19 protein-coding genes are annotated in these 21,397 nt (G+C 60.9%); 13 read left to right on the top strand and 6 right to left on the bottom strand.

What is annotated here, in order from left to right:
- Positions 1-146 precede the first annotated feature (146 nt).
- Genes ACCO56_RS32690 through ACCO56_RS32680 form a run of 3 tightly spaced genes read right to left on the bottom strand, consistent with a single transcriptional unit; the run spans position 147 to position 1,798 of the window.
- Positions 147-506: an endonuclease domain-containing protein gene (locus ACCO56_RS32690; protein ID WP_433645151.1), complete on the bottom strand. Its 360-nt coding sequence runs from the start codon at positions 504-506 to the stop codon at positions 147-149.
- Positions 507-558: 52 nt separating this feature from the next.
- Positions 559-1,047, bottom strand: coding sequence for a GNAT family N-acetyltransferase (locus ACCO56_RS32685; RefSeq protein ID WP_433645150.1), 489 nt, complete (start codon positions 1,045-1,047; stop codon positions 559-561).
- Position 1,048: 1 nt separating this feature from the next.
- The gene (locus tag ACCO56_RS32680) at positions 1,049-1,798 is read right to left on the bottom strand and encodes a copper homeostasis protein CutC (protein WP_433645149.1); all 750 of its coding nucleotides are present in this window, start codon (positions 1,796-1,798) and stop codon (positions 1,049-1,051) included.
- 333 nt (positions 1,799-2,131) lie between these two features.
- Here ACCO56_RS32680 and ACCO56_RS32675 point away from each other — a divergent pair, with 333 nt between their 5' ends.
- Both ACCO56_RS32675 and ACCO56_RS32670 read left to right on the top strand, forming a co-directional pair.
- Entirely contained in the window at positions 2,132-3,763 is a 1,632-nt protein-coding gene (locus ACCO56_RS32675; RefSeq protein ID WP_433645148.1) for a tetratricopeptide repeat protein, read from the top strand.
- 53 nt (positions 3,764-3,816) lie between these two features.
- Positions 3,817-4,548 (top strand): MarC family protein, encoded by a 732-nt coding sequence (locus tag ACCO56_RS32670; protein WP_433645147.1) that lies wholly within the window; start codon positions 3,817-3,819, stop codon positions 4,546-4,548.
- A 2-nt stretch (positions 4,549-4,550) separates the two neighbouring features.
- Here the strand turns inward: ACCO56_RS32670 and ACCO56_RS32665 are convergent, their stop codons facing one another.
- On the bottom strand, positions 4,551-5,921 hold the full coding sequence (locus ACCO56_RS32665; RefSeq protein WP_433645146.1) for an amino acid permease: 1,371 nt from the start codon (positions 5,919-5,921) through the stop codon (positions 4,551-4,553).
- A gap of 52 nt (positions 5,922-5,973) precedes the next feature.
- Entirely contained in the window at positions 5,974-6,243 is a 270-nt protein-coding gene (locus ACCO56_RS32660; RefSeq protein WP_433645145.1) for a hypothetical protein, read from the bottom strand.
- A gap of 368 nt (positions 6,244-6,611) precedes the next feature.
- Here ACCO56_RS32660 and ACCO56_RS32655 point away from each other — a divergent pair, with 368 nt between their 5' ends.
- The 4 genes from ACCO56_RS32655 to ppk2 are packed head-to-tail and all read left to right on the top strand — an operon-like array spanning position 6,612 to position 10,941.
- Positions 6,612-7,091, top strand: coding sequence for a hypothetical protein (locus ACCO56_RS32655; protein ID WP_433645144.1), 480 nt, complete (start codon positions 6,612-6,614; stop codon positions 7,089-7,091).
- The gene (locus ACCO56_RS32650; RefSeq protein ID WP_433645143.1) at positions 7,088-8,323 is read left to right on the top strand and encodes an HlyD family secretion protein; all 1,236 of its coding nucleotides are present in this window, start codon (positions 7,088-7,090) and stop codon (positions 8,321-8,323) included. Before ACCO56_RS32655 ends, ACCO56_RS32650 begins: the two co-directional genes overlap by 4 nt.
- Positions 8,324-8,336: 13 nt before the next feature.
- Positions 8,337-10,037, top strand: a complete 1,701-nt coding sequence (locus ACCO56_RS32645) for a SulP family inorganic anion transporter (RefSeq protein ID WP_433645142.1) — start codon at positions 8,337-8,339, stop codon at positions 10,035-10,037.
- A 40-nt stretch (positions 10,038-10,077) separates the two neighbouring features.
- Complete coding sequence (ppk2, locus tag ACCO56_RS32640) at positions 10,078-10,941, top strand: polyphosphate kinase 2 (protein ID WP_433645141.1); 864 nt, start codon at positions 10,078-10,080, stop codon at positions 10,939-10,941.
- Between the two features lie 59 nt (positions 10,942-11,000).
- Here ppk2 and ACCO56_RS32635 read toward each other — a convergent pair whose 3' ends face one another.
- On the bottom strand, positions 11,001-11,456 hold the full coding sequence (locus tag ACCO56_RS32635) for a histidine kinase (RefSeq protein ID WP_433645140.1): 456 nt from the start codon (positions 11,454-11,456) through the stop codon (positions 11,001-11,003).
- A 531-nt stretch (positions 11,457-11,987) separates the two neighbouring features.
- Between ACCO56_RS32635 and arcD the strand changes: the two genes are divergently transcribed.
- From arcD to ACCO56_RS32600, 7 genes are all read left to right on the top strand, one after another.
- Positions 11,988-13,469, top strand: coding sequence for an arginine-ornithine antiporter (arcD, locus tag ACCO56_RS32630; RefSeq protein WP_433645139.1), 1,482 nt, complete (start codon positions 11,988-11,990; stop codon positions 13,467-13,469).
- 41 nt (positions 13,470-13,510) lie between these two features.
- On the top strand, positions 13,511-14,740 hold the full coding sequence (locus ACCO56_RS32625; protein ID WP_433645138.1) for an arginine deiminase: 1,230 nt from the start codon (positions 13,511-13,513) through the stop codon (positions 14,738-14,740).
- A gap of 21 nt (positions 14,741-14,761) precedes the next feature.
- A complete protein-coding gene (locus ACCO56_RS32620) occupies positions 14,762-15,766 on the top strand; it encodes an ornithine carbamoyltransferase (protein WP_433645137.1) in 1,005 nt (334 codons plus the stop codon).
- 4 nt (positions 15,767-15,770) lie between these two features.
- Positions 15,771-16,709, top strand: coding sequence for a carbamate kinase (arcC, locus tag ACCO56_RS32615; RefSeq protein ID WP_433645136.1), 939 nt, complete (start codon positions 15,771-15,773; stop codon positions 16,707-16,709).
- 154 nt (positions 16,710-16,863) lie between these two features.
- A complete protein-coding gene (locus tag ACCO56_RS32610) occupies positions 16,864-18,507 on the top strand; it encodes an MFS transporter (RefSeq protein WP_433645135.1) in 1,644 nt (547 codons plus the stop codon).
- Positions 18,508-18,626: 119 nt separating this feature from the next.
- A complete protein-coding gene (locus ACCO56_RS32605; RefSeq protein ID WP_433645134.1) occupies positions 18,627-19,781 on the top strand; it encodes a fumarylacetoacetate hydrolase family protein in 1,155 nt (384 codons plus the stop codon).
- Positions 19,782-19,799: 18 nt separating this feature from the next.
- Positions 19,800-21,236: an aldehyde dehydrogenase family protein gene (locus tag ACCO56_RS32600; RefSeq protein ID WP_433645133.1), complete on the top strand. Its 1,437-nt coding sequence runs from the start codon at positions 19,800-19,802 to the stop codon at positions 21,234-21,236.
- The last annotated feature ends 161 nt before the right edge of the window (positions 21,237-21,397 follow it).

Raw genomic sequence — 21,397 nt, 5'->3', positions numbered from 1 at the left:
GAGGGGGCAAGGGCGTCAACGCCAACCACCGACGCTTGCGATTTGCAGTCGCGTATATGCCAAGCTCCCCCTTCTCCCCCTTGTGGGAGAAGGTGGCCGCGCCAAGCGCGGTCGGATGAGGGGTATGCTAAGCGCGAAGGGGAACGCTATCGGTCGGCGTCTCGGGCACAGGCAACAATGGTATCACACACCGCGTCGAGATCTCGTAGCACGTCGCCGTTCCAAAAGCGCAGAACCTGAAAGCCGCGCGCGTTCAACTCGGCGTCCCGCCGACGGTCATAGGCGCTGTCGCCATGCTGGGTTCCATCGATTTCGACGATGAGCTTGGCCTGCAGACAAACGAAATCGGCGATGTAGTTGCCGATGGACACCTGGCGTCGGAACTTCATCCGGTCCAATCGCCGAGAGCGCAGCTCTCTCCACAGCTTCTCCTCCGCGTCGGTCGGAACATGCCGCATCGATCGCGCGAAGCGGAGATTCCTGGGAGAGACGCGCTGATGTGGCATGTCGGGATTGAACATGGAGATCGGAAGTAAGGGGAGGCTTCCTCGCCTCTCCTCAGATCCTTCGCACGAAATACCGCACCGACTTGGCGCCTCCGTGAATGACGGCGTCGCCTACCTCGGAGAAGTCGAGAGCGGCATGGAAGGCATCCGATGCCGGGTTGGGCGGTTCGGCATTGACCTCGCAGGTGACGATCGTGTGCCCGGCCTTCGCCGCGACATCGAACAGGTCGGCATAGAGCCGGCGTGCGTGCCCCCGGCCGCGTGCGGCATTGGCGACGACGACGCGATCGACATAGACGAAACGCGGGTAATGCGACCTGAACCAGAGATAATTCGGGCTGTCATAGGCTGCATCCTGATCGAAGGCCATCAGGAACGCCTCGAGCCTGCCGATCCGGCGCGTATGGAACGCCTGGCCGATCAGATAACTCAGCCGTTCCGGCTCCAGCCATGACAGCTCGGCGGCATGCTCGTTGTTCAGCGCGAGAATGGCTGGTTCGTCCGCGGTGGAGACGGGTTCGATCGGAAGCGGTGGGGTCATGCTACTTCGTTCCTAGCGCGGCGATTATGGCCGCCACGAGAGCCGTGTCGGTGATTGTGTTGCGGTATTCGCGGTCGAGGTCGGTGCCGCCCATGCCCACGTCGGGATTGCGGTAGAGCATGACGCTCGGCACGTCCTTCAAGGCGGCAAAATGCAATTCGGTGAGGCCGGTCTCGGCCTGGACCGCGGCAATGTTCGACGGGTCGAGCGCGCCGCAGCCGAGTATGACGATCCGTCCGGCCGCCTGTTTCACCAGCTTTGCCAATAGCGGCGCGCCGTCGGTTGCGTTGTCCCGCTGGCCGCTGGTCAACACGCGGCCGACGCCGCAGCGGATCAGCGCCTCCAGGGCCTCGGACGCATTGCGCGTCATGTCGAAGGCGCGATGGCAGGTGATGTTGAGCGGCCCGGCGCGACGTGCGAGCTCGGCCATGCGGTTCTCGTCGATCGTGCCATGGGCATTGAGGCAGCCGACCACGACGCCGGCCACTCCGAGATCGCGCAACGCCTCCACGTCTTCCAGCATCGAGGCATACTCGGCTTCCGAATAGAGGAAGTCGCCTCCGCGCGGCCTGACGATCACGTGGAAGGGCACTGTGGCTAAACGTAGCGCTTCTCGAACAGTGCCGTAACTCGGAGTGATACCCCCTTCCACGAGGCCGGCGCAAAGCTCGACGCGGTCTGCTCCGACCTGCTGGGCGGCGACGAGACCGTCGATACCTTCGACACAGACTTCAATAAGAGGAGCGTTCATCGCCGAGCGTCCTGGTTATCCGGAAAGCCGACCGAGGCGTAATGGATTTACTGGCTCTTGGCCAGCCACACCAACATTTCTCTCCGAAGTGGTAGGGCCCGAATAAGTCAACCTTCAATTTTGACTTCAAGAGAAACATCTCTTGTTTTATTCCTTTTTTTTGTGCCTATTATCAAAAAGCAAATGCAGGAAAAGATTGGTTGTCCTGATCAACTAATTTTCTGCATGTTTTCATGCAGGTGCCCTGCTGTAGGCTTTTCCACGCGTTCGCCCTCGGGTGTATCGCGCGATGAATTTGGGTGAACATCCTCCATGGCCTTGAGGGAGGTCGAGTTGGCGGATCAAACGCGGGATCACACCCCTGACGTCATACGGGACGCTCTGTTCCGCATCCTCGACTCTCCGGATTTCGATGCGACGGAGCGCATACGCAGATTCCTGACCTATGTCGTTGAAGAGACGCTCAACGGCAGACCGGAAAGAATAAAGGCGTACAGCATCGCAACCTCGGTATTCGGTCGCGACGAGAACTTCGACCCTCAGATCGATTCGATTGTGCGCATAGTGGCCGGGCGCATGCGCCGTTCTCTGGAACACTATTATCTAACGGCCGGCCGCAACGACCCCCTTCATATCCGTATCCCAAAAGGTTCCTACGTGCCGGTCTTCGAGGGCGCCGTGGAGATGGAAACGAGCCCTGGTTGGGCTTCGGACATTCCGCCCCAAAAGCCGACAGCCAGGCCCTCGATCCTGGTTGAAGCGTTCACGGAGGAGGGCGACAACTCGACCTATCCCGACTTCGCCCGTGGCTTGACCCGGTCATTGGTCGTCGGCCTGACTCGGTTTTCGGGATTTCGCGTGTTCGGTCCCGAAGCGGCACTCCAGTACAACGGAGAGGAGGGGAGCGCGAGAGCTGCCGACGACATGCAGATCGACTACATCCTTCGCGGTGGAGCAACTGTTGGACATACCCGTTTCGGGATCGACGCACTCCTCGTTGAGGCGCGGACGGGGCGCACCATTTGGGCGGACAATTTCGAACGTCCGCTGCAGCCGTCGGAAATATTCTCGCTACGAAACGAAGTCGCGAACTGCGTGGCGCGGACCCTGGCGCAACCTTACGGGATCATCCATAGTGATCGAGCGAAGGATGCGGATGGTGATCCTCCAAATCGCCTGAGCAGCTACAATTGCGTGTTGCTCTTCTACCAGTACTGGCGCACGTTCGATCAGCACATGGCAGAGCAGGTACGCGAATGCCTTGAGCGCACGATACGAGCCGAACCCAACTACGCCGAGGCATTCGCTTGCCTCTCGCTCGTCTACTCGAACGTCTATCGCTTCGGAAACAACATCGCTTCGATCGCGGAACCACGGGAGCGCGCCCTCAAGCTTGCTGAACGAGCTATCGAACTTGCCCCAAATTCGAGCTGGAGCCACTATGCCCGGTCCCTTGCCTATTGGTTCGCAGGCGATGTGGGCGCGAGTCTCGCGGCGCTGGAGATGGGGCGCGTGCTCAACCCGAACGATACGGCCATCATCGGCGACCTCGGCCAGCGCTATGCCATGCTTGCAGATTGGGAGAAGGCCGTTCCACTGCTGGAGGAGTCCTTCGCGCGAAACCCGGCCCAGCCTGGGAGCTATAGGGTGGGGCTTTTCCTCTATCACTATGCCCAGGGGCGCTATGAGGAAGCCTTCATGGAAGCGCGCAAGATGGGCACTCCCCAAGTGCTTTACGGTCCGATTACCGTCGCGATGGCAGCCGCTCAATTGGGACACTGGGACGAGGCGAGAGAAGCGGTGCGCCAAATCCTCGAGCTTGATCCGGCCTACGGCGATCACATCGTGTCCGACATGCAAACCCGCAATCTTCACCCGGACCTTATCGGCCTTGTCGTGGAAGGATTGCGAAAGGCGGGTCTGCCCGGCCGGGACACGACGCCCTCGCAACCACTCTCGGCGTGATGTCCAACAGCTCGGCGGGGCGCCATTCGAGGCCAGCTCGGGAGTGCGGGCACATGCACATTCGAGGTGTGGGATTTGGCCTGGTACTCGCACTTTCAGCGTTACTTATGGCTCCCGCCTTCGCGCAGTCCGCAGGGGGTGCAACGGTGCCGCAACCCGAGTTCGATTCGCGCAAAATCTTTTTCATGCTGTTTCTGATGCTCGGACCCATCAAGATTCTCGTTCCATTCGTGAACTTGACGCGCGGTTCCGACGTCGAGTTTCGCCGGCGCCTGGCGTCTAGATCAATCTTGTTTTCGGCGGCCGCGCTCGCACTCGCTGTGGTGCTCGGCCGCACCATGCTCGAGAACTTCGATATCTCATTGCCCGTTCTCGCGATGACCGGCGGGATCGTGCTCTTCCTCGTCGCTTTGCAGACCGTGCTACAGCAATCCACGGGCAGCATCGATCGTTCGACGCAGGACGATCAGCCGATCGAGCTGAGACATGCCCTAACGCCGCTGGCATTCCCGGTAATCGTCACCCCTTACGGGATCGCGGCCGTAATCGTTTTCGCTACGCTCGCCGCAGGCCAATACCAGGCGGAATTGACGGTGGGCGGTATTGTGCTGATGATCTTGGCGTTGGATTGGATTGCCATGCTTTTCGCAGGGGCAATCCTGAAGTGGGTCGGCACGGCACTGCAAATTTTCGCCGTAGTGCTGGGTGTCACGCAGATCGCCCTGGGCCTTCAGGTGATCCTGCATAGTCTCAGCATGATGGGCATTTTTCAGATCGCCAGCTGAAATCACCGCGGCAATTCCGGGTGCCCGGCGGAATTGCGCCATTTGATCCAGACGTGGATCGGGATCCCGGCGAGTACCAGCAGGAAGCCGAGAAAAACTGTCTGGGCTCCCGCACCGTAGAGCGCCCACAATGAATAGGCGAAGCCGAGGCAGCCAAGCAGGGCGATCTTGAGGATAGCTGGCGTTCCGGACGTGCGGCCAGTCTTCACGAGGATCATCAACTCGGCCAGAGAGCAAAGCGCGTAGGGCAGGAGGCTCGACATCACCGCGAGCAGGATGATGGTGTTGAACGCACCCACCAGACCTTTGGCGAAGTTCATCGTGACGAGGATCGAAGCCAGTAGATTGGAAAAGATCAGCGCGTTCGCAGGCGTGCCATAGCGCGATAGTTGGCCCAGGCGATCGGGGAATATATGGTCGAGCGCGGCTCCATAGGGAACCTGGCCGCAGAGAAGCGTAAAACCGTTCAAGGTTCCGAAGGTGGAGATCACGGCACCGATCGCGACGAGTACTCCGCCGGCCACTCCCCACATCTCGCGCGAGACATCGGCCAGGGGTGCTGTCGAGAGAGCGAGGGCCTGCGGCGGCAAAACTCCGATTGCGACGGTGGTGACCGCTATGTAGACGGCGGCTGCGACCAGTACGCCCAGTATTGTCGCGCGCGGGATGGTCTTCTCCGGCTCGATCACATTTCCCGATGGCACCGTGGCTGACTCAAGGCCGAGATAGGCCCAGAGCGTCAGCGCGGCGGCACCCGAAATCGCAGCCAGATCGGATTTGCCGCTTGTATTGAGCGGCGAGAAATTCGCCGAGTCGATCCAGAAGAAGCCCAACGTGCCGATGAGTATCAGCGGGACCAGCTTCAGCACAGTCGTAACGATCTGGACGAAGCCGGCTTCCTGCACGCCTCTCACGTTTATAAGGGTGAGCGTCCATATGGCTATCAAGGCGACCGCGAGACTATAGGTTTCCGAGGCTCCCACCGCAGGTATCAGGAAGCCGACATACCCCGCGAGGGCCACGGCGACCGCCGCATTGCCGGTCCACAGCGCAATCCAATAACCCCAGGCGATGATGAAACCCGCGAATTCTCCGTAGCCTTCCTGGGTGTAGGCATAGGGGCCGCCGGTCTTGGTGACGATCCGCGAAAGCCGGCCGAAGATTACGGCGAGCACAAGCGCACCAAGCGACGTGACAATCCAGCCGGCGAGCGAAATCGGCCCGAACGCCGCAAGCGATGCCGGCAACAGGAATATCCCGGAGCCGATCATGTTTCCGATCACCAGGGCCGTGCAAGCAGCGAGACCCAACTCGCCCGATGATGGTTTGCGAGCGGCTTTCGTACCAAGGCTTGCTTCAGGTAGTGCCGTCATGTCGCCGCCTGTCTTGGAGAGCTATGCGAGGTCCGGTCGGAGCTGGGTTCGTCTACAATACCCGCGCATTCCGCAGGATCTCACCGATTTCTTCTTCCAGCCCCGCAATCACCGTTTTGTAGTCGGCAATCTCAGGTCGATCGCTCGCGTCGGGGCGGGCCTCGAACCATGAGAGGCTGGCGCGAGCCAGACTGTACTCCTCGCATATCGTCCGAAACACATTGTCCTTCAGCGCCAGCCGTCGAATAAGCGATCCCTTGCCTGGGAAGCGTTCTATGACCTGTTTCAGATCGAGGCGTGCAGGTTCATCCGGGCCGGCCATCACTCCCTCCGATGGCGGTAGGCTACCGCCAGGTGTCCAATTGCCGGAAGTAAGTCACTGTTTCGCACGAGGACTTTCTGGATTGGGACAGAGGCGCTCCAGCGAGCGGAGAAGCCTGCGAGAGTATCCCGGCGTTTCCTATGTGCCAGCTGAAGGTTCGTTTTCAGCCTGCTAACCGGCGGATTCGGCGTTCAGGACACACAGGGTCCAGTTTACCGTAAGTTACGTCCCAAAGCTCGCACGCGATGCCATGGGGGGTATCCTGATCCCTAGCGTTCGTGTGGTTGGTGCGGAGCCAGTTCTGGCTGCCCTCCGCGACTCCAATCCTCGAACGTCGGCGAGAGATCATCGCCAGAGGAAAGTGCTTCATGGATCAACCGATACATCCCGCAGCAGTGGACCATCTGCCCTTCTTCATCACGCCGCCCGGGCAACCTGACATTCTTTTCAACGTCATGGCCGTGGTGATCGTGGTGGTCATCCTGCTGATCGGCAGCCTCTACTTCACCCTTCATGCCTTGCCGGAGCGCATGGCTCATCGGGCGACCCGCACCCAGTTACAGATCGTGGCGGTACTCTGCCTGATCGCGCTGTTCACCCATAACCACTTATTCTGGATTGCCGGACTGCTCCTTGCGCTGGTGGAGTTTCCGGACTTCACCACGCCCGCAAATTCGGTTGCCACGTCGCTCGATCGCATTGCCAACAAGTACGAAAACCAGGCTGCGTCGGCACCCATCGTCGGGCTTTCCGAGCCGGCGGGCGCACGCTCGCCGTATCAGGAGCCTCCTGTCCAAGACGAGAAGCGGATCGTCACCGAGGTGCTCGATGGAGGAGCGTCGGCATGATCGAGTTCTTCCTTTGCTCGCTGCTGACGATCTTTCCCGACTACCTCTACAGGCGGTACGTCCAAGGCAAACGCATTGGCCGCGAAATCACCATCTATTCCATGTGGTACGAGTTGCGCTGGGGCATCACCGCCTGCCTGGTGCTCACGCTCTCCCTGATCACGCTCATCTTCTATTTTCATCCGGCTTCGACCAACGTCACTGCGGTGTTCAGGACAGTGACGATCCTGCCGGAGAAAAACGGCCGCGTCGCCGAGGTTTTTGTTTCTCTCAATGAGAAAGTCGAGGCCGGGCAACCTCTGTTCCGGCTCGACAGCTCGGAAGAGGAAGCGGCGCTCGAGACGGCAACCCGGCGGGTGGCCGAGACCACCGCCGAGATGGCGGTGACTAAGACCGAGCTGGCCGCGGCAGATGGGATCATCCGGCAAGCGGAGGCCGCTTACGCACAAGCAGTCGACGAGCTCGAGACAAAGACCGAGCTGCTGAATCGCAACGCCAATGTGGTCACGAGGCGCGAGATCGAGCGTCTCCAGGTGGCCGCTGACGGCCGAAGGGGCGCGGTGGAATCGGCGATCGCGAACAAGCAGACCCTGCAGACCAAGATCGAAACCTTGTTGCCTGCCCAGAAGGCGAGTGCGGAGGCCGCCTTGGCCCAGGCAAAGGTCGAGCTGGACAAGACGACCGTACGGGCCGGTGTCACCGGAACGGTGCAGCAGTTCACGCTGCGCACAGGCGACATCGTCAATCCGATGATCCGCTCTGCCGGCATATTGGTTCCAGCGGAGGCCGGGCGCGCAGCCCTCATTGCAGGGTTCGGACAGATCGAGGCGCAGGTGTTGAAAGCCGGGATGATCGCCGAGGCGACCTGCTCCGCCAAACCCTTCACGATCATCCCGATGGTGGTCACCCAGGTCCAGGACGTGATCGCGGCAGGGCAGATCCGCCCGACCGATCAGCTTGTCGATGTCCAGCAGCTTGCTCGGCCTGGCACGATCACCGTTTTCCTGGAGCCGCTTTTCCCCGGACTTCTCCAAGGCATTCCGCCGGGAAGCAGTTGCCTTGCCAACGCCTATACAAGCAACCATGCCGAACTGGAGTCAGGACACATCGGCGCAGCGCGCTGGTTCTATCTTCATCTGATCGACACGGTCGGCCTTGTCCACGCAATGATCCTGCGCGTGCAGGCGTTGCTTCTGCCACTCCAGACCCTCGTGCTCTCAGGCGGCCATTGAAGGGGGCGGCTCGTTGGAAGCGACTGCCGTTCTCTCGCGCTTGCCTTTCGTGCAAAGCTTGGCCGGTTATCAGCCGTCGTGGCTCCGCGACGACATTTCCGCGGGCTTGGCGATTGCGGCTGTGGGATTGCCAAGCGCAATCGCATACCCGGCGATTGCGGGCCTGCCCGCCGAAACCGGCCTCTATGCGAGTATTGCACCGCTGGTCGCATATGCAGCGTTCGGACCTTCAAAACAGTTGATCGTGGGTCCCGATGCCGGGACGATGACGGTTCTGGCGGCCGCCATGGCGGCTATCTTGACTGTCGTACCCGACGCGGATCGTATCGCCCTGGCTGGAACCCTTGCCGTGGCGGTTGGCATCCTTTGCGTGCTCGCGCGGGTTCTGAGACTGGGCATACTGGCGAGCTTCCTTTCCCGTCCCATCCTCATCGGCTTCTTCGCAGGTATTTCCCTGTCGATCCTTGTCGGTCAGATCGGACGGCTCACAGGAGTCTCGATTGGAGCAGGCGGCTTACTTCCGCCTCTCCTGGAATTGGTTCGGAAAGCCGGCTCGATCCATTGGCTTTCTCTGATTCTTGCCCTTTCGATGTTTGCTGTCTTGCAATTGGCTGCAGCGCTAAAATCTCCGATACCGGGACCGGTGCTGGTCGTCGTGCTTTCGATCGTCCTGTCTTTCGCCTTCGATCTTCAGGGGCAAGGTGTGGCGGTGGTCGGCAACATCCCGGCCGGTCTGCCCGGCCTGCATCTGCCCGACCTCAGCGGCTTGCCATTGGACAGGCTGCTCTCAGGAGCCGTTGCGATCTTTCTTGTTAGCTTCGGATCTGGAATCGTCACCGCTCGCAGCTTTGGCGCTCAAGGTGGCTATCATGTCGATGCGAACCGGGAGCTCCTGGGATTTGGGGCCGCGAATGTTGCCGCCGGAGTGTTCGGCGCTTTCCCGGTGACGGCTTCGGATTCACGGACCGCCATAAATGCCAATGTCGGCGGCCGATCCCAGATCGCCAGTGTCGTGGCAGCATTGGCCCTCGTCGGAACCTTGCTGTTTCTCTCACCGGCCTTGAAGGTGCTCCCGATACCAGCCCTTGGGGCGATCCTTGTGGCGGCGGCGATCAGTCTGATCGACGTCCGGGCGCTCAGGCAGATCTGGCGCGTGAGCCCGATGGAATTCGGCTTCGCCCTGATCGCGTTGCTGGGGCCGATCAGTCTCGGCGTTCTCAACGGGGTCATCGTCGCGGTTGGTGCCACACTGCTCTATGTCTTGCGCAAAATGATGTTTCCGAGGGACGCCTTGCTCGGTCGGAAGGCGGGCCGGGATGGCTTCTACAAGCTTCATCGCGATCCGCTGGCGCGGCCCGTGCCGGGCTTCGCTGTCTGTCTCATCCAAGGCAGCCTTCTTTTCTTCAACGCAGAGCATGTCGAAACACGCCTGCGCCGCATCGTGAGGGATCTGCCCGAGCGGACGGAGTGGTTCATCCTCGATGCCAGCGCCATCGTTCAGGTCGACAGCACCGGTGCCGCAATGCTGGACGATATTCGTGTTGAACTTTCCGCTCGAGGCATCGCCCTGGGGTTTGCCGAACTCCATGCCGAGTCACGCGCTTTGCTCGAGCGGGCAGGCGTCATTGAACGGACGGGAGAGGCGATGGTTTTCGACAATCTCGACGAGGCGTTCCACGCATTCGAGACGCGGTCCGGCAAGGGACTTGTGTAAGTCAAATCCATCAGTGGCGTGTCGTTAGGAGGGAAGACCGATGAGCAAGAAAAAAAGGGACAAGAAGAACAAGAACGCGAACAAGCCGAATGACGTGCAAGCGGCTGGCGTGCAGGAGGATGTCGTCGCAGAATCTGAAAAAAAGAAATACTCCAAGGAAATGGCCCGGCTCCAGGTCGAGCTTGCACATTTGCAGGCCTGGGTGAAATCTTCCGGAGCGCGGGTCGTCATCATCTTCGAGGGGCGTGATGCGGCGGGGAAGGGAGGCATGATCCGGCGCATCGTCGAGCGTCTCAGCCCGCGGGTTTTCCGTGTCGTCGCACTGCCTTCGCCTTCGGATCGAGAGAAGTCCCAAATCTACATGCAGCGCTATATCAGACACCTTCCGGCCGCGGGCGAAGTGGTGATCTTCGATCGAAGCTGGTACAATCGGGCGGGCGTGGAACGGGTCATGGGTTTCTGCACCGAGAAACAGGCGATCCGATTCCTCCAGCTTTGTCCGGCCTTCGAAGCCGCAATGGTCGATGCCGGCATAACGCTGCTCAAATATTTTCTTACTGTTGGTCCGGAGGAGCAGGAGCGACGTTTCCGGCGCCGGATCGAGGATCCGTTGCGCCAATGGAAACTCAGCCCGATGGATCTGGAATCCTATCAGCGCTGGTGGGACTACACGCGCGCATATGACGACATGTTAAGGCTGACCAACTCGCCACACGCACCTTGGTGGATTGTCAGATCCGACGACAAGAAGAAGGCTCACATCAACTGCATCACGCACATTCTCGGCTCCATACCGTTTGAGAAAGTAAAATTCGAGGAGCCGATACTTGGCAAACGGCAAAAACGTCCTGACGACTATGTCGAGGATACGACGGCGCGCAATTTCGTTCCGGATGTTCGTTGAACGCTAGAATGTAGCAGGAAAAAAACGGCTGCTCCCTCGAGGGAGCAGCCGGCTCGGGCCTATTTTGTTTCTTGTGCCCAACTCAGAAAGAACCCCACATCGCCGGGGATGCCGCCAGGGAAATTGATGATCATCGCCTTCAGTTTGAAACCCTGAGGCTTTCCGAATGCCTGGTAGCGGTCGAAGAATTCCTTGGCCTTGCCTCGCAATGTTTTTGGCCAGTCGGGGTCGTTGCTGTTGATCGCCCGTCCGCTATCGCTACAGAGATCCGAGGGAAAACTGTAGACCATCGCTTCGAGTTTTCCGTCTCTGACCGCGTTCATGACAAGGCGGCGGACCGTAGCTATTTCGTTTTCAGTCACATGGTGCTTAAGGAAATCCTCCGCGAAGGTCGTAATTTCCTTTTGCTTCGCTTCCTGTTCTCTCCTGTAGAGACTCGCTTTCTCCAGCTCCTTTTCGAGAAGCATCTGGCGGAGCTGTGCCGCGCTGGGCGGGGTGTCTGTCGATTGAGCCATGTCACCAATCCATCCGATTTAAGGCGGAAATCTTAACACAGCGGAAGGCGGTTTTTCCGCCGACGAATCCAATGCGCTCGAAACATACGGTTATATACCAAGGGGAGATCCGTAATTAACGCTGGGATCAAGGCGCTGCCGACATTTTATGGTTTTATAAGTGTTTCCAATGTTTTCGAGATGGATATAGCGATCATAGAGATCGATACATGGTTCCAAGTAAATCCTAGTTAGTTACCCGGTTCCGGCTTGGATTGATCTCAAACAAGATCGACTGTTCATGTGGTCGTACTGCGAAAGGCGAAGCCGCGGCGCTCATGGATTTCCCAACGCAAGTTTCTCCGTGTTCGGTGGATATGTCAGCGTTCCGCATCGCTGGTCCCGTCTTCTACGCCACGAGCTGCGCTCCGAGGCCGGTTCTGCGAGACCCAGCCCGCTCGGCTCGACCAATCCTCTCATCCCAGGGGCGAGAGGAAAACGGCGGAATGGGATCTGTTCATTCCGAGGAGTGATGCGGGGAGGAGGCAAGAAATGTCGACGACAGCTATCACTGGCGAGCAGCACAGGACGACATCGGAAACAACGCACAAGCTGACCCTGCTGCCCCTCATCGCCTTGGTTGTCGGCTCCATGATCGGCGGCGGGGTATTCAATCTCCCATCCGACATGTCGCGCCAAGCCTCTCCCGGCGCCATCCTCATCGGCTGGCTGATAACAGGTGTCGGCATGCTGATGCTTGCCTTCGTCTATCAGCGGCTCGCGCTTCGTAAACCTGACCTCGACGCGGGTCCTTACGCGTATGCCAAGGCCGGGTTCGGTCCTTTCGTCGGATTCAACAGCGCCTGGGGCTATTGGCTGAGTGCGTTTCTTGGAAACGTTGCCTATGCGGTCGCGATCTTCTCGGCGCTGTCCTACTTCTTTCCCGTGTTTGGCGACGGGAACAATGTCGCCTCGATCCTGGGCGCTTCGATCTGCCTCTGGCTGGTCCACGTGCTCGTCCTCGGAGGCATCAAGCAGGCGGCGTTCGTCAACGTCGTCACGACGATAGCGAAACTGGTTCCCCTGATGGCCTTCGTCCTCGTCGCCATCATCGGGTTCAATCTGGACAAGTTCACCTTCAATTTCTGGGGGAGCGCGGATGCCCAGGGCGCGGGAGGTCTTGGCTCGATACTCGCTCAAGTAAAGAGCACGATGCTCGTGACGCTGTGGGTGTTCATCGGAATAGAGGGCGCGAGCGTTTATTCGGGCAGGGCTGCCCGCCGGTCCGACGTCGGCCGCGCGACGGTCATAGGCTTCTGCGGTGCGCTCGCCATCTACGTGCTCGTGTCGATGCTCGCTACGGGCGTCCTCACTCAACCCGAACTGGCGGCTCAGAAGGTGCCGTCGATGGCAGGGGTCATGGAGGCACTCGTCGGCCGCTGGGGAGCCGCTCTGGTCAGCCTCGGCCTGATCATTTCGGTCGGGGGGGCGTTCCTTTCATGGACCCTTCTTTGTGCCGAAATCCCATATACATGCGGGCGTGACGGCACCTTTCCCCGGTGGTTCGGGAGCGAGAACGCGAACGGCTCGCCGGCGAATTCGCTCTGGGCGACCAACCTTCTGATCCAGGCCTTCCTGCTGCTCAGTCTCTTCTCGAAGAGCGCGTATCAGTTCTTTTACTTCATCGCGTCGGTGGCGATCCTGCCGCCTTATGTTTTTTCGGGAGCCTACGCGCTGAAGCTGGCCATAACAGGCGAAAGTTACGGCAATGGGGATCGAGGCAGGAACCGCGACGCGCTGATCGGCCTCGTCGCCACGCTCTACGGCCTCTGGCTCGTCTATGCCGCGGGCCTCGAATATCTTCTCATGTGCGCCGTCCTCTTCGCGCCAGGGATACTCGTCTACGTCAAGGCGAGGGCCGAGCACGGCGAACGCGCCTTCCTCGGCTACGAATCCGTCATCGCCGCCGGCATCGTCGTACTGGCGCTAGCCGCCGCCTGGCTCATGTGGACCGGGCGGATCAGCCCTCTTTGACGCAACGAGATAGCGGCAAACAAAGCCGTATGGAGGAAAAAATGCGAGAGTTCGGAGTGCACTCGGAAGTCGGGAAGCTGCGTACCGTGATGGTGTGCAAGCCTTCGCTCGCGCATCAAAGGCTTACGCCGGGGAATTGCCACGACCTGCTGTTCGACGACGTGATCTGGGTGCACGAGGCTCAAAAGGATCACTACGACTTCACCCTGAAGATGCAGGAGCGTGGCGTCGAAGTACTCGATCTCCACGATCTGCTCGCCGAAACCTTCGACTCACCCGAAGGGCGGAGCTTCGTTCTCGACCGGCTGATCACGCCGAACTCGGTCGGTATACAAAACGCATCCTTCATGCGCTCATGGTTGGACGAACTGGCGTCCGCACATCTGGCCCTGCTGATGATCGGCGGCATTGCCGTTTCCGATCTGCCCGAAGGCGTCGGCAAAGGCATGATGAGCGAAGCCTTTGGAGACGCAGAGTTCATCCTGCCGCCTATCCCCAACACGCTGTTTCAGCGCGATCCCTCCTGCTGGATATATGGCGGCGTGACCTGCAATCCGATGTATTGGCCTGCGCGACGGCCGGAAACGCTTCTGCAGCGGGCCGTATACAAGTTCCATCCCTCGTTCCGGGACGGCGACTTCAAGATCTGGTGGGGAGATTCCGACGAATCCTTCGCCGGGGCCACGATGGAAGGCGGCGACGTCATGCCCATCGGGAGGGGGGTCGTGTTGATTGGTCTCGGGGAGCGCACGACGCACCAGGCGGTCGGACAGGTCGCGCGACATTTGTTCAGCAACGGCGCGGCAACACGGATCATCGGCTGCCTCATACCGAAAAGCCGTGCCGCGATGCATCTCGACACCATCTTCAGCTTCTGCGATCGGGACCTGGTCACGGTGTTCCAGGATGTGGTCGACCAGATACGCTGCTACAGCGTGTACCCGGTCGATGACACCGGCCGTTTCGAGGTGCGCAAGGAAGAGAAGCACATCCTCGAGGTCGTGGCGGAAGCCCTTGATCTTCCCAAGCTGAGGACCGTCGCCACGGGCGGCAATGTCTATCAGGCGGAACGGGAGCAGTGGGACGACGGCAACAACGTCGTCGCGCTCGAGCCGGGCGTGGTCGTCGCCTACGACCGCAACACATACACGAACACGCTTTTGCGAAAGGCGGGAGTGGAAGTCATCACGATTCGCGGCTCCGAACTCGGCCGAGGTCGCGGCGGCGGTCACTGCATGACCTGCCCGATCCTGCGCGATCCCGCCTACTGACAAACGACAGGGAGAAGGACGATGAGCTTCAATCTGCGCAACCGTTCGCTGCTGACGGTTCAGGACTATACACCGCGCGAATTTCGTTTCCTGCTCGACCTCGCTCGTGACCTGAAACGTGCGAAATATGCGCGCACGGAGCAACAGCACCTGAAAGGCAAGGAAATCTGCCTGATCTTCGAAAAGACCTCCACGCGGACGCGTTGCGCATTCGAGGTCGCCTGTCACGACCAGGGCGCCACTGTCACCTATCTCGATCCGGCCGGTTCGCAGATCGGACACAAGGAATCGTTCAAGGATACCGCCCGCGTGCTCGGGCGGCTCTATGACGCGATCGAATACAGGGGCGCTCACCAGACGGCCGTGGAGGAACTCGCGGCATATGCGGGTGTGCCGGTCTATAACGGACTGACGGACGAATACCATCCGACGCAAATGCTGGCCGACGTCATGACGATGCGCGAGCACAGCGACAAGCCCATAACCGACATCAAATACGCCTATGTCGGCGATACGCGCTCCAATATGGGGCACTCGCTGCTGATCGTCGGCTGCCTTATGGGGATGGACGTGCGCATCTGCGGACCCAAGCAGCTCTGGCCGTCGGACGACTACATGAAGATCGCCAACGATCTGAAGGCGCGGTCGGGCGCTACCTTGACGGTCACGGACAATCCGCAGGAGGCGGTCAAGGGAGTGGACTTCATTCACACCGACGTCTGGGTGTCGATGGGCGAGCCGAAGGATGTCTGGGCCGAGCGCATCAAGCTGCTCACTCCCTATCAGGTGAATCCCGAGCTGATGAAGGCGAGCGGCAATCCTCAGGTGAAGTTCATGCATTGTCTCCCGGCGTTCCACGATACCGAGACTACCCTCGGCAAGCAGATTGCTCAGGATCACGGCATGAGCAACGGGCTGGAAGTCACCAACGATGTGTTCGAGTCCGAGGCGAACGTCGCTTTCGAGCAGGCCGAGAACCGGATGCACACCATAAAGGCGCTTCTGGTCGCCACGTTGGGGGATTGAAACCATGCGCATCGTCATCGCGCTCGGAGGAAATGCGCTTCTGAAACGCGGCGAACCGATGACAGCCGAGGTCCAGCGACGCAATGTCGTGGTGGCTGCCAAGGCCATGGCTCCGATCGCAACGGAGCATCAGCTTGTCATCAGCCATGGCAACGGGCCGCAAGTAGGGCTCCTGGCGCTGCAGGGCGCAGCTTACAAAGCGGACGAAACCTATCCGCTGGACGTCCTCGGGGCAGAGACGGAGGGGATGATCGGCTACATGATCGAACAGGAGCTCGGCAATCTCTTGCCGTTCGAGGTGCCGTTCGCCACCTTGCTGACCATGGTCGAAGTGGACGGGAACGATCCTGGCTTCAAGGACCCGACGAAATTCGTCGGGCCGGTTTATGACCGGGCCGATGCGGATCGGATCCAGGCTGAAAAAGGGTGGATATTCAAAGCCGATGGACCCAAATGGCGGCGCGTCGTGCCTTCGCCGCAACCGAAACGTATCTTCGAGATCAGGCCGATCCGTTGGCTGCTGGAACAGGGCACTGTCGTGATTTGCGCCGGGGGAGGAGGCATCCCGACAATGTATGCTCCCGGCGAGGATCGCAAACTCATCGGAGTGGAGGCGGTCATCGACAAGGATTGGTGCTCCGAATTGCTGGCAAGGCAGCTCGAAGCGGATCTCTTCATCATGGCGACCGACGCGGACGCTGTCTTCACGGGCTGGGGCACGCCCGAGGCGAAGGCGATCCATAGGGCAAGTCCCGAAGCGATCTCAGAATTCGAATTCCCCGCCGGGTCGATGGGGCCGAAGGTGGAAGCTGCCTGCCATTTCGCTCAGGCGACCGGCCGTACGGCGGCCATCGGTGCTCTGGCCGACATTTCCGCGATCGTGCGAGGCGAAAAAGGAACCTTGGTCCAGTCCGACTTCAAGGGCGTCAGCTATCACGTCTGAGCCCGGCTTTCCCTGGGGCAAGCCGCGGGGACCCTAAGCCTCCTGCAATTTGTCTGGGGGGCAGGGAATTTCCTGCCACTGGGCAGTCGAAACCGCGTGGCTCTCGTTCTAAGGTCCCTCAACGGACTCAGAGAACGCAGACGACCCCTGAGGCATGACGGAAGAAAATCAAAAGCCGGGCTCTTCGGCTCTCGCCCCTTTCAACTATCCGACGTTCCGAGCGATCTGGATCGCGAGCCTGGCATCCAATCTCGGCGGGTTGATCCAGGCCGTCGGGGCTGCCTGGTTGATGACGTCGCTGACGACGCAGGCGGACATGGTGGCACTGGTCCAGGCTTCGACCTCGCTGCCGATCATGTTCTTTTCGCTGGCCTCCGGCGCGATCGCCGACAATTTCAACCGACGCCGGGTGATGATCATCGCCCAGTGGTTCATGCTCGCCGTTTCGGTGGGGCTCGCCGCCAGCGCCTATTCCGGGGTGCTGACACCATGGCTCCTGTTGACTTTCACATTCCTGATCGGCTGCGGCACGGCGCTCAACAACCCGTCCTGGCAGGCCTCTGTGGGTGACATCGTCGGCCGAAGGGATCTCGCGGCCGCGGTGGCGCTGAACAGCGTCAACTTCAACCTGACGCGCAGCGTCGGCCCTGCGATCGGCGGCGCGATCGTCGCGGTTGCCGGTGCGGCCGCCGCCTTCGCGGTGAATGCGGTGAGCTATTTCGGGCTTATTTTCGTGCTCAGCCGCTGGAAGCCAAGCACAGCGGCATCCACTCTCCCACGTGAATCGCTTGGCGCGGCCATGGGAGCGGGGCTGCGTTACGTGGCCATGTCGCCGAATATCGAGAAGGTGCTCCTGCGCAGCTTCGTGTTCGGCCTGTCCGCGATTTCGATCCTGGCGCTGCTCCCGCTGGTGACGCGTGACCTGCTTCGAGGCGGCCCGCTTGTCTATGGCCTGATGCTGGGCTGTTTCGGTGTTGGCGCGATCGGTGGGGCCTTCCTGAGCGCGCGGCTGCGGCAGCGGCTCACCTCCGAAACGATCGTTCGCTATGCATTCCTCGGCTTCGCGCTCTGTGCCGCCTGCACCGGCCTCAGCACCAACCCGTTCCTGACAGGCGGAGGCCTGCTGGTCGGCGGGGCCTGCTGGGTGCTCGCTCTTTCCCTGTTCAACGTCACCGTGCAGCTCTCGACGCCGCGCTGGGTGGTCGGTCGGGCCCTTGCCATCTACCAGACCGCCACTTTCGGCGGCATGGCACTCGGGAGCTGGGTCTGGGGCGTGACGGCGCAGAACAATGGACCGGAAACCGCCTTGCTCATCTCCGGAGGTCTGCTTCTTTGCGGTGCGCTGCTCGGCTTCGTCATTGCGCTGCCGGAAGAGACCACCCTCAATCTCGACCCGCTCAACCGCTGGCGGGAGCCCAGCCTGGCGCTCGACCTGAAGCCGCGGAGCGGCCCGATCCTGATCACCATCGAATATGTCATCAAGGTCGAGGACACGCCGGCGTTCCTCGAGGCCATGGCCGAACGCAGCCGGGTACGCCGCCGCAACGGTGCCCGCAACTGGGCGATCGCCCGGGACCTGGAAAACCCCGAAGTCTGGATGGAAAGCTATCACTTACCGACCTGGGTCGAATATCGGCGTCACAACCAGCGCACGACCCACGCCGACGCAGTGGTCGGCGAGCGCATCCGGGCGCTCCATAGCGGATCGGAACCGCCGCGCGTCCATCGCTTGATCGAACGCCCGACCCACTGGTCGACCGCCCTTTTCGCCACCAAGGACATGTTCGACATGCATTAGGACGCGGAAGAGCACTCTTGGCTTTGGGCATGTTCTCCTGAATATGATCCAAAGCCGCGGCGTATGGATTTGGGAGAACGCGCGCCGGTGTTCCGGCGGCGCTGAGGGATGGAAGCGATATGACCTATACGACAGCTTTGCCGGACGACGGCGTCTTTCTCGGACGAATCAGCTCGCCGGCAGGCGGCAATCCGCTGGTGGTGACGGTGCGCGCCGGCGAGATCGTCGACATCACGTCCAGGCGGGCGCCGACCGTACGCGACATCTGCGAAATGGAGGATCCCGCGGCTTACGTGCGGCAGGCGGAAGGCCGAGCGGTCGGCCGCCTCGAGGATATCGCCGCCAACAGCTTCGAGGCCAGGGACACCGCCAGGCCGTTTCTGCTCTCGCCGGTTGACCTCCAGGCAGTCAAGGCATCGGGCGTCACCTTCGTCGTGAGCCTGCTCGAACGGGTGATCGAGGAGCAGGCGCGTGGCTCGGCCGAGAAGGCCGATGCGATCCGCGCCGATATCGCCGGGCTGATCGGCGACGACCTGTCCAAGCTGAAGCCGGGCTCGGCGGAGGCCATGGCCTGCAAGGAAAAACTCATCGCCCGCGGAGTCTGGTCGCAATATCTGGAAGTCGGCATCGGACCCGACGCGGAGATCTTCACCAAGTGCCAGCCCATGGCGTCGGTGGGCTTCGGCGCGGATGTCGGACTGCATCCGATCTCCACCTGGAACAATCCCGAGCCGGAGATCGCCGTGATCGCTTCGAGCAAGGGACGCATCGTCGGCGCCGCCCTGGGCAACGACGTCAACTTGCGCGACGTGGAGGGGCGCTCGGCCCTGCTTCTCGGCAAGGCCAAGGACAACAACGCCTCGGCGGCTCTCGGACCCTTTATCCGGCTCTTCGGCGATGGCTTCTCGATCGACGACGTGAAAAAGGCGAAGGTCCGTCTCAAGGTCGAAGGTGAGGACGGTTTTGCGCTGGAGGGCGCAAGCTCGATGGCTGAAATCAGCCGCTCCCCCGAGGAACTCGTGGCGGCGGCGATGGGACCTCACCATCAGTATCCCGACGGTATCGCGCTCTATCTCGGCACCATGTTCGTGCCGTCGAAGGATCGCGGCGAGCAAGGCAAGGGTTTCACGCACAAGATCGGCGACGTCGTCACCATATCGACCGAAAAACTCGGTAATCTGATCAACAGGGTGCGTCTATCGCCCGACTGTCCGCCCTGGACGTATGGCGCCAGCCATCTCATGAGAGATCTGGCCAAGGCTCAACTGATCTGACGCGAAGTGGATAGACCAATGACAGAACTACACCGCAACCTGATCGGCGGCGAATGGGTGGGAGGCGATGCCATCCCCAACATCAATCCGTCCGACACCAACGATGTCGTAGGCGAATACGCGCGCGCCACAAAGGCTGACGCTGAAGCGGCGATCGCGGCGGCGAAGGCAGCGTTTCCCGCGTGGTCGCGGTCGGGCCTGCTGGAGCGTCACGCGGTCCTGCGCAAGGCTGCGGACGAGATCACTGCCCGGAAAGAGGAAATAGGAAGGCTGCTGTCGCGCGAAGAAGGCAAGACGCTCGCGGAAGGCATCGGGGAAACGGTCCGGGCGGCGCAGATCTTCGACTTCTTCGCCGGCGAAGCGCTTCGGCTTACCGGGGAGACGGTTCCAAGCGTGCGTCCCGGAATCGGCGTCGAGATGACCCGCGAGGCGGTAGGCGTCGTCGGCATCATCACGCCCTGGAATTTCCCGATCGCCATCCCCGCCTGGAAGATCGCGCCGGCGCTATGCTACGGCAACACGATCGTCTTCAAGCCGGCCGACCTGGTGCCGGGCTGTTCCTGGGCGATCGTCGACATCCTCCACCGTGCGGGCCTGCCAAAGGGCGTGCTCAATCTTGTCATGGGCAAGGGCTCGGTTGTCGGCCAGGCCATCCTCGACAGTGCGGATGTCGACGCCATCACCTTCACGGGCTCGGTCGGCACGGGGAAGCGCGTCGCGGCTGCTTCCCTGGAGCATATGCGAAAGGTGCAACTGGAGATGGGGGGCAAGAATCCGCTCGTCGTGCTCGACGACGCGGATCTCGGCGTCGCCGTCGACTGCGCGGTCAACGGCGCCTTCTTCTCCACCGGGCAGCGCTGCACGGCTTCGTCGCGGATCGTGGTCACGGAAGGCATCCATGATCGCTTTGTCTCGGCAGTCACCGACAAGCTGAAAAGCCTCGTCGTCGACAACGCCCTCAAGCAGGGCACCCACATTGGCCCGGTGGTCGATCAAGGTCAGCTCGACCAGGACGAGAAATACATTGCCATCGGCCGTGACGAAGGCGCCAGGCTCGTATTCGGCGGTGAGCGTCTCAATCGCGAGACTCCCGGTTTCTATCTGCAGCCTGCCCTGTTCACCGAGACGACCAACCAGATGCGGATCAGCCGGGAGGAAATCTTCGGCCCGGTCGCCAGCGTCATCCGGGTCAGGGACTACGAGGAGGCCCTGGCGGTCGCCAACGACACGCCTTTCGGCCTTTCATCCGGCATCTGCACCACCAGCCTCAAACACGCCACCTACTACAAGCGCAACGCTCAGGCCGGCATGGTGATGGTGAACCTGCCGACAGCCGGCGTCGACTTCCACGTGCCCTTCGGCGGCCGCAAAGGGTCGAGCTATGGCCCGCGCGAGCAGGGCCGCTACGCCGCGGAGTTCTACACGACGGTAAAGACGGCTTATACGTTGCCGTAAAGATCCTCTATTCGGTCCGTAAGAGGGGCATGGGCGTAGCGGTGCCCCCCTCTGTCCTGCCGGACATCTCCCCCACAAGGGTACGAGATTCACACATCCGGCGGAGCTTTCTGGGGGACCCCTCATCCGACCGCGCTTGGCGCGGCCACCTTCTCCCACAA

It is taken from the genome of Mesorhizobium sp. 1B3, from assembly GCF_050958605.1.
GTDB lineage: Bacteria > Pseudomonadota > Alphaproteobacteria > Rhizobiales > Rhizobiaceae.
Note: the sequence above shows the minus strand (reverse complement) of the source record. Positions and strands in the feature narration are given on the sequence as shown.

Coding starts and splice junctions, on each gene's coding strand:
- ACCO56_RS32690 (WP_433645151.1), bottom strand. CDS start 506: ATGCCACATCAGCGCGTCTCTCCCAGGAATCTCCGCTTCGCGCGATCG.
- ACCO56_RS32685 (WP_433645150.1), bottom strand. CDS start 1,047: ATGACCCCACCGCTTCCGATCGAACCCGTCTCCACCGCGGACGAACCA.
- ACCO56_RS32680 (WP_433645149.1), bottom strand. CDS start 1,798: ATGAACGCTCCTCTTATTGAAGTCTGTGTCGAAGGTATCGACGGTCTC.
- ACCO56_RS32670 (WP_433645147.1), top strand. CDS start 3,817: ATGCACATTCGAGGTGTGGGATTTGGCCTGGTACTCGCACTTTCAGCG.
- ACCO56_RS32665 (WP_433645146.1), bottom strand. CDS start 5,921: ATGACGGCACTACCTGAAGCAAGCCTTGGTACGAAAGCCGCTCGCAAA.
- ACCO56_RS32660 (WP_433645145.1), bottom strand. CDS start 6,243: ATGGCCGGCCCGGATGAACCTGCACGCCTCGATCTGAAACAGGTCATA.
- ACCO56_RS32655 (WP_433645144.1), top strand. CDS start 6,612: ATGGATCAACCGATACATCCCGCAGCAGTGGACCATCTGCCCTTCTTC.
- ACCO56_RS32650 (WP_433645143.1), top strand. CDS start 7,088: ATGATCGAGTTCTTCCTTTGCTCGCTGCTGACGATCTTTCCCGACTAC.
- ppk2 (WP_433645141.1), top strand. CDS start 10,078: ATGAGCAAGAAAAAAAGGGACAAGAAGAACAAGAACGCGAACAAGCCG.
- ACCO56_RS32635 (WP_433645140.1), bottom strand. CDS start 11,456: ATGGCTCAATCGACAGACACCCCGCCCAGCGCGGCACAGCTCCGCCAG.
- arcD (WP_433645139.1), top strand. CDS start 11,988: ATGTCGACGACAGCTATCACTGGCGAGCAGCACAGGACGACATCGGAA.
- ACCO56_RS32625 (WP_433645138.1), top strand. CDS start 13,511: ATGCGAGAGTTCGGAGTGCACTCGGAAGTCGGGAAGCTGCGTACCGTG.
- ACCO56_RS32620 (WP_433645137.1), top strand. CDS start 14,762: ATGAGCTTCAATCTGCGCAACCGTTCGCTGCTGACGGTTCAGGACTAT.
- arcC (WP_433645136.1), top strand. CDS start 15,771: ATGCGCATCGTCATCGCGCTCGGAGGAAATGCGCTTCTGAAACGCGGC.
- ACCO56_RS32610 (WP_433645135.1), top strand. CDS start 16,864: ATGACGGAAGAAAATCAAAAGCCGGGCTCTTCGGCTCTCGCCCCTTTC.
- ACCO56_RS32605 (WP_433645134.1), top strand. CDS start 18,627: ATGACCTATACGACAGCTTTGCCGGACGACGGCGTCTTTCTCGGACGA.
- ACCO56_RS32600 (WP_433645133.1), top strand. CDS start 19,800: ATGACAGAACTACACCGCAACCTGATCGGCGGCGAATGGGTGGGAGGC.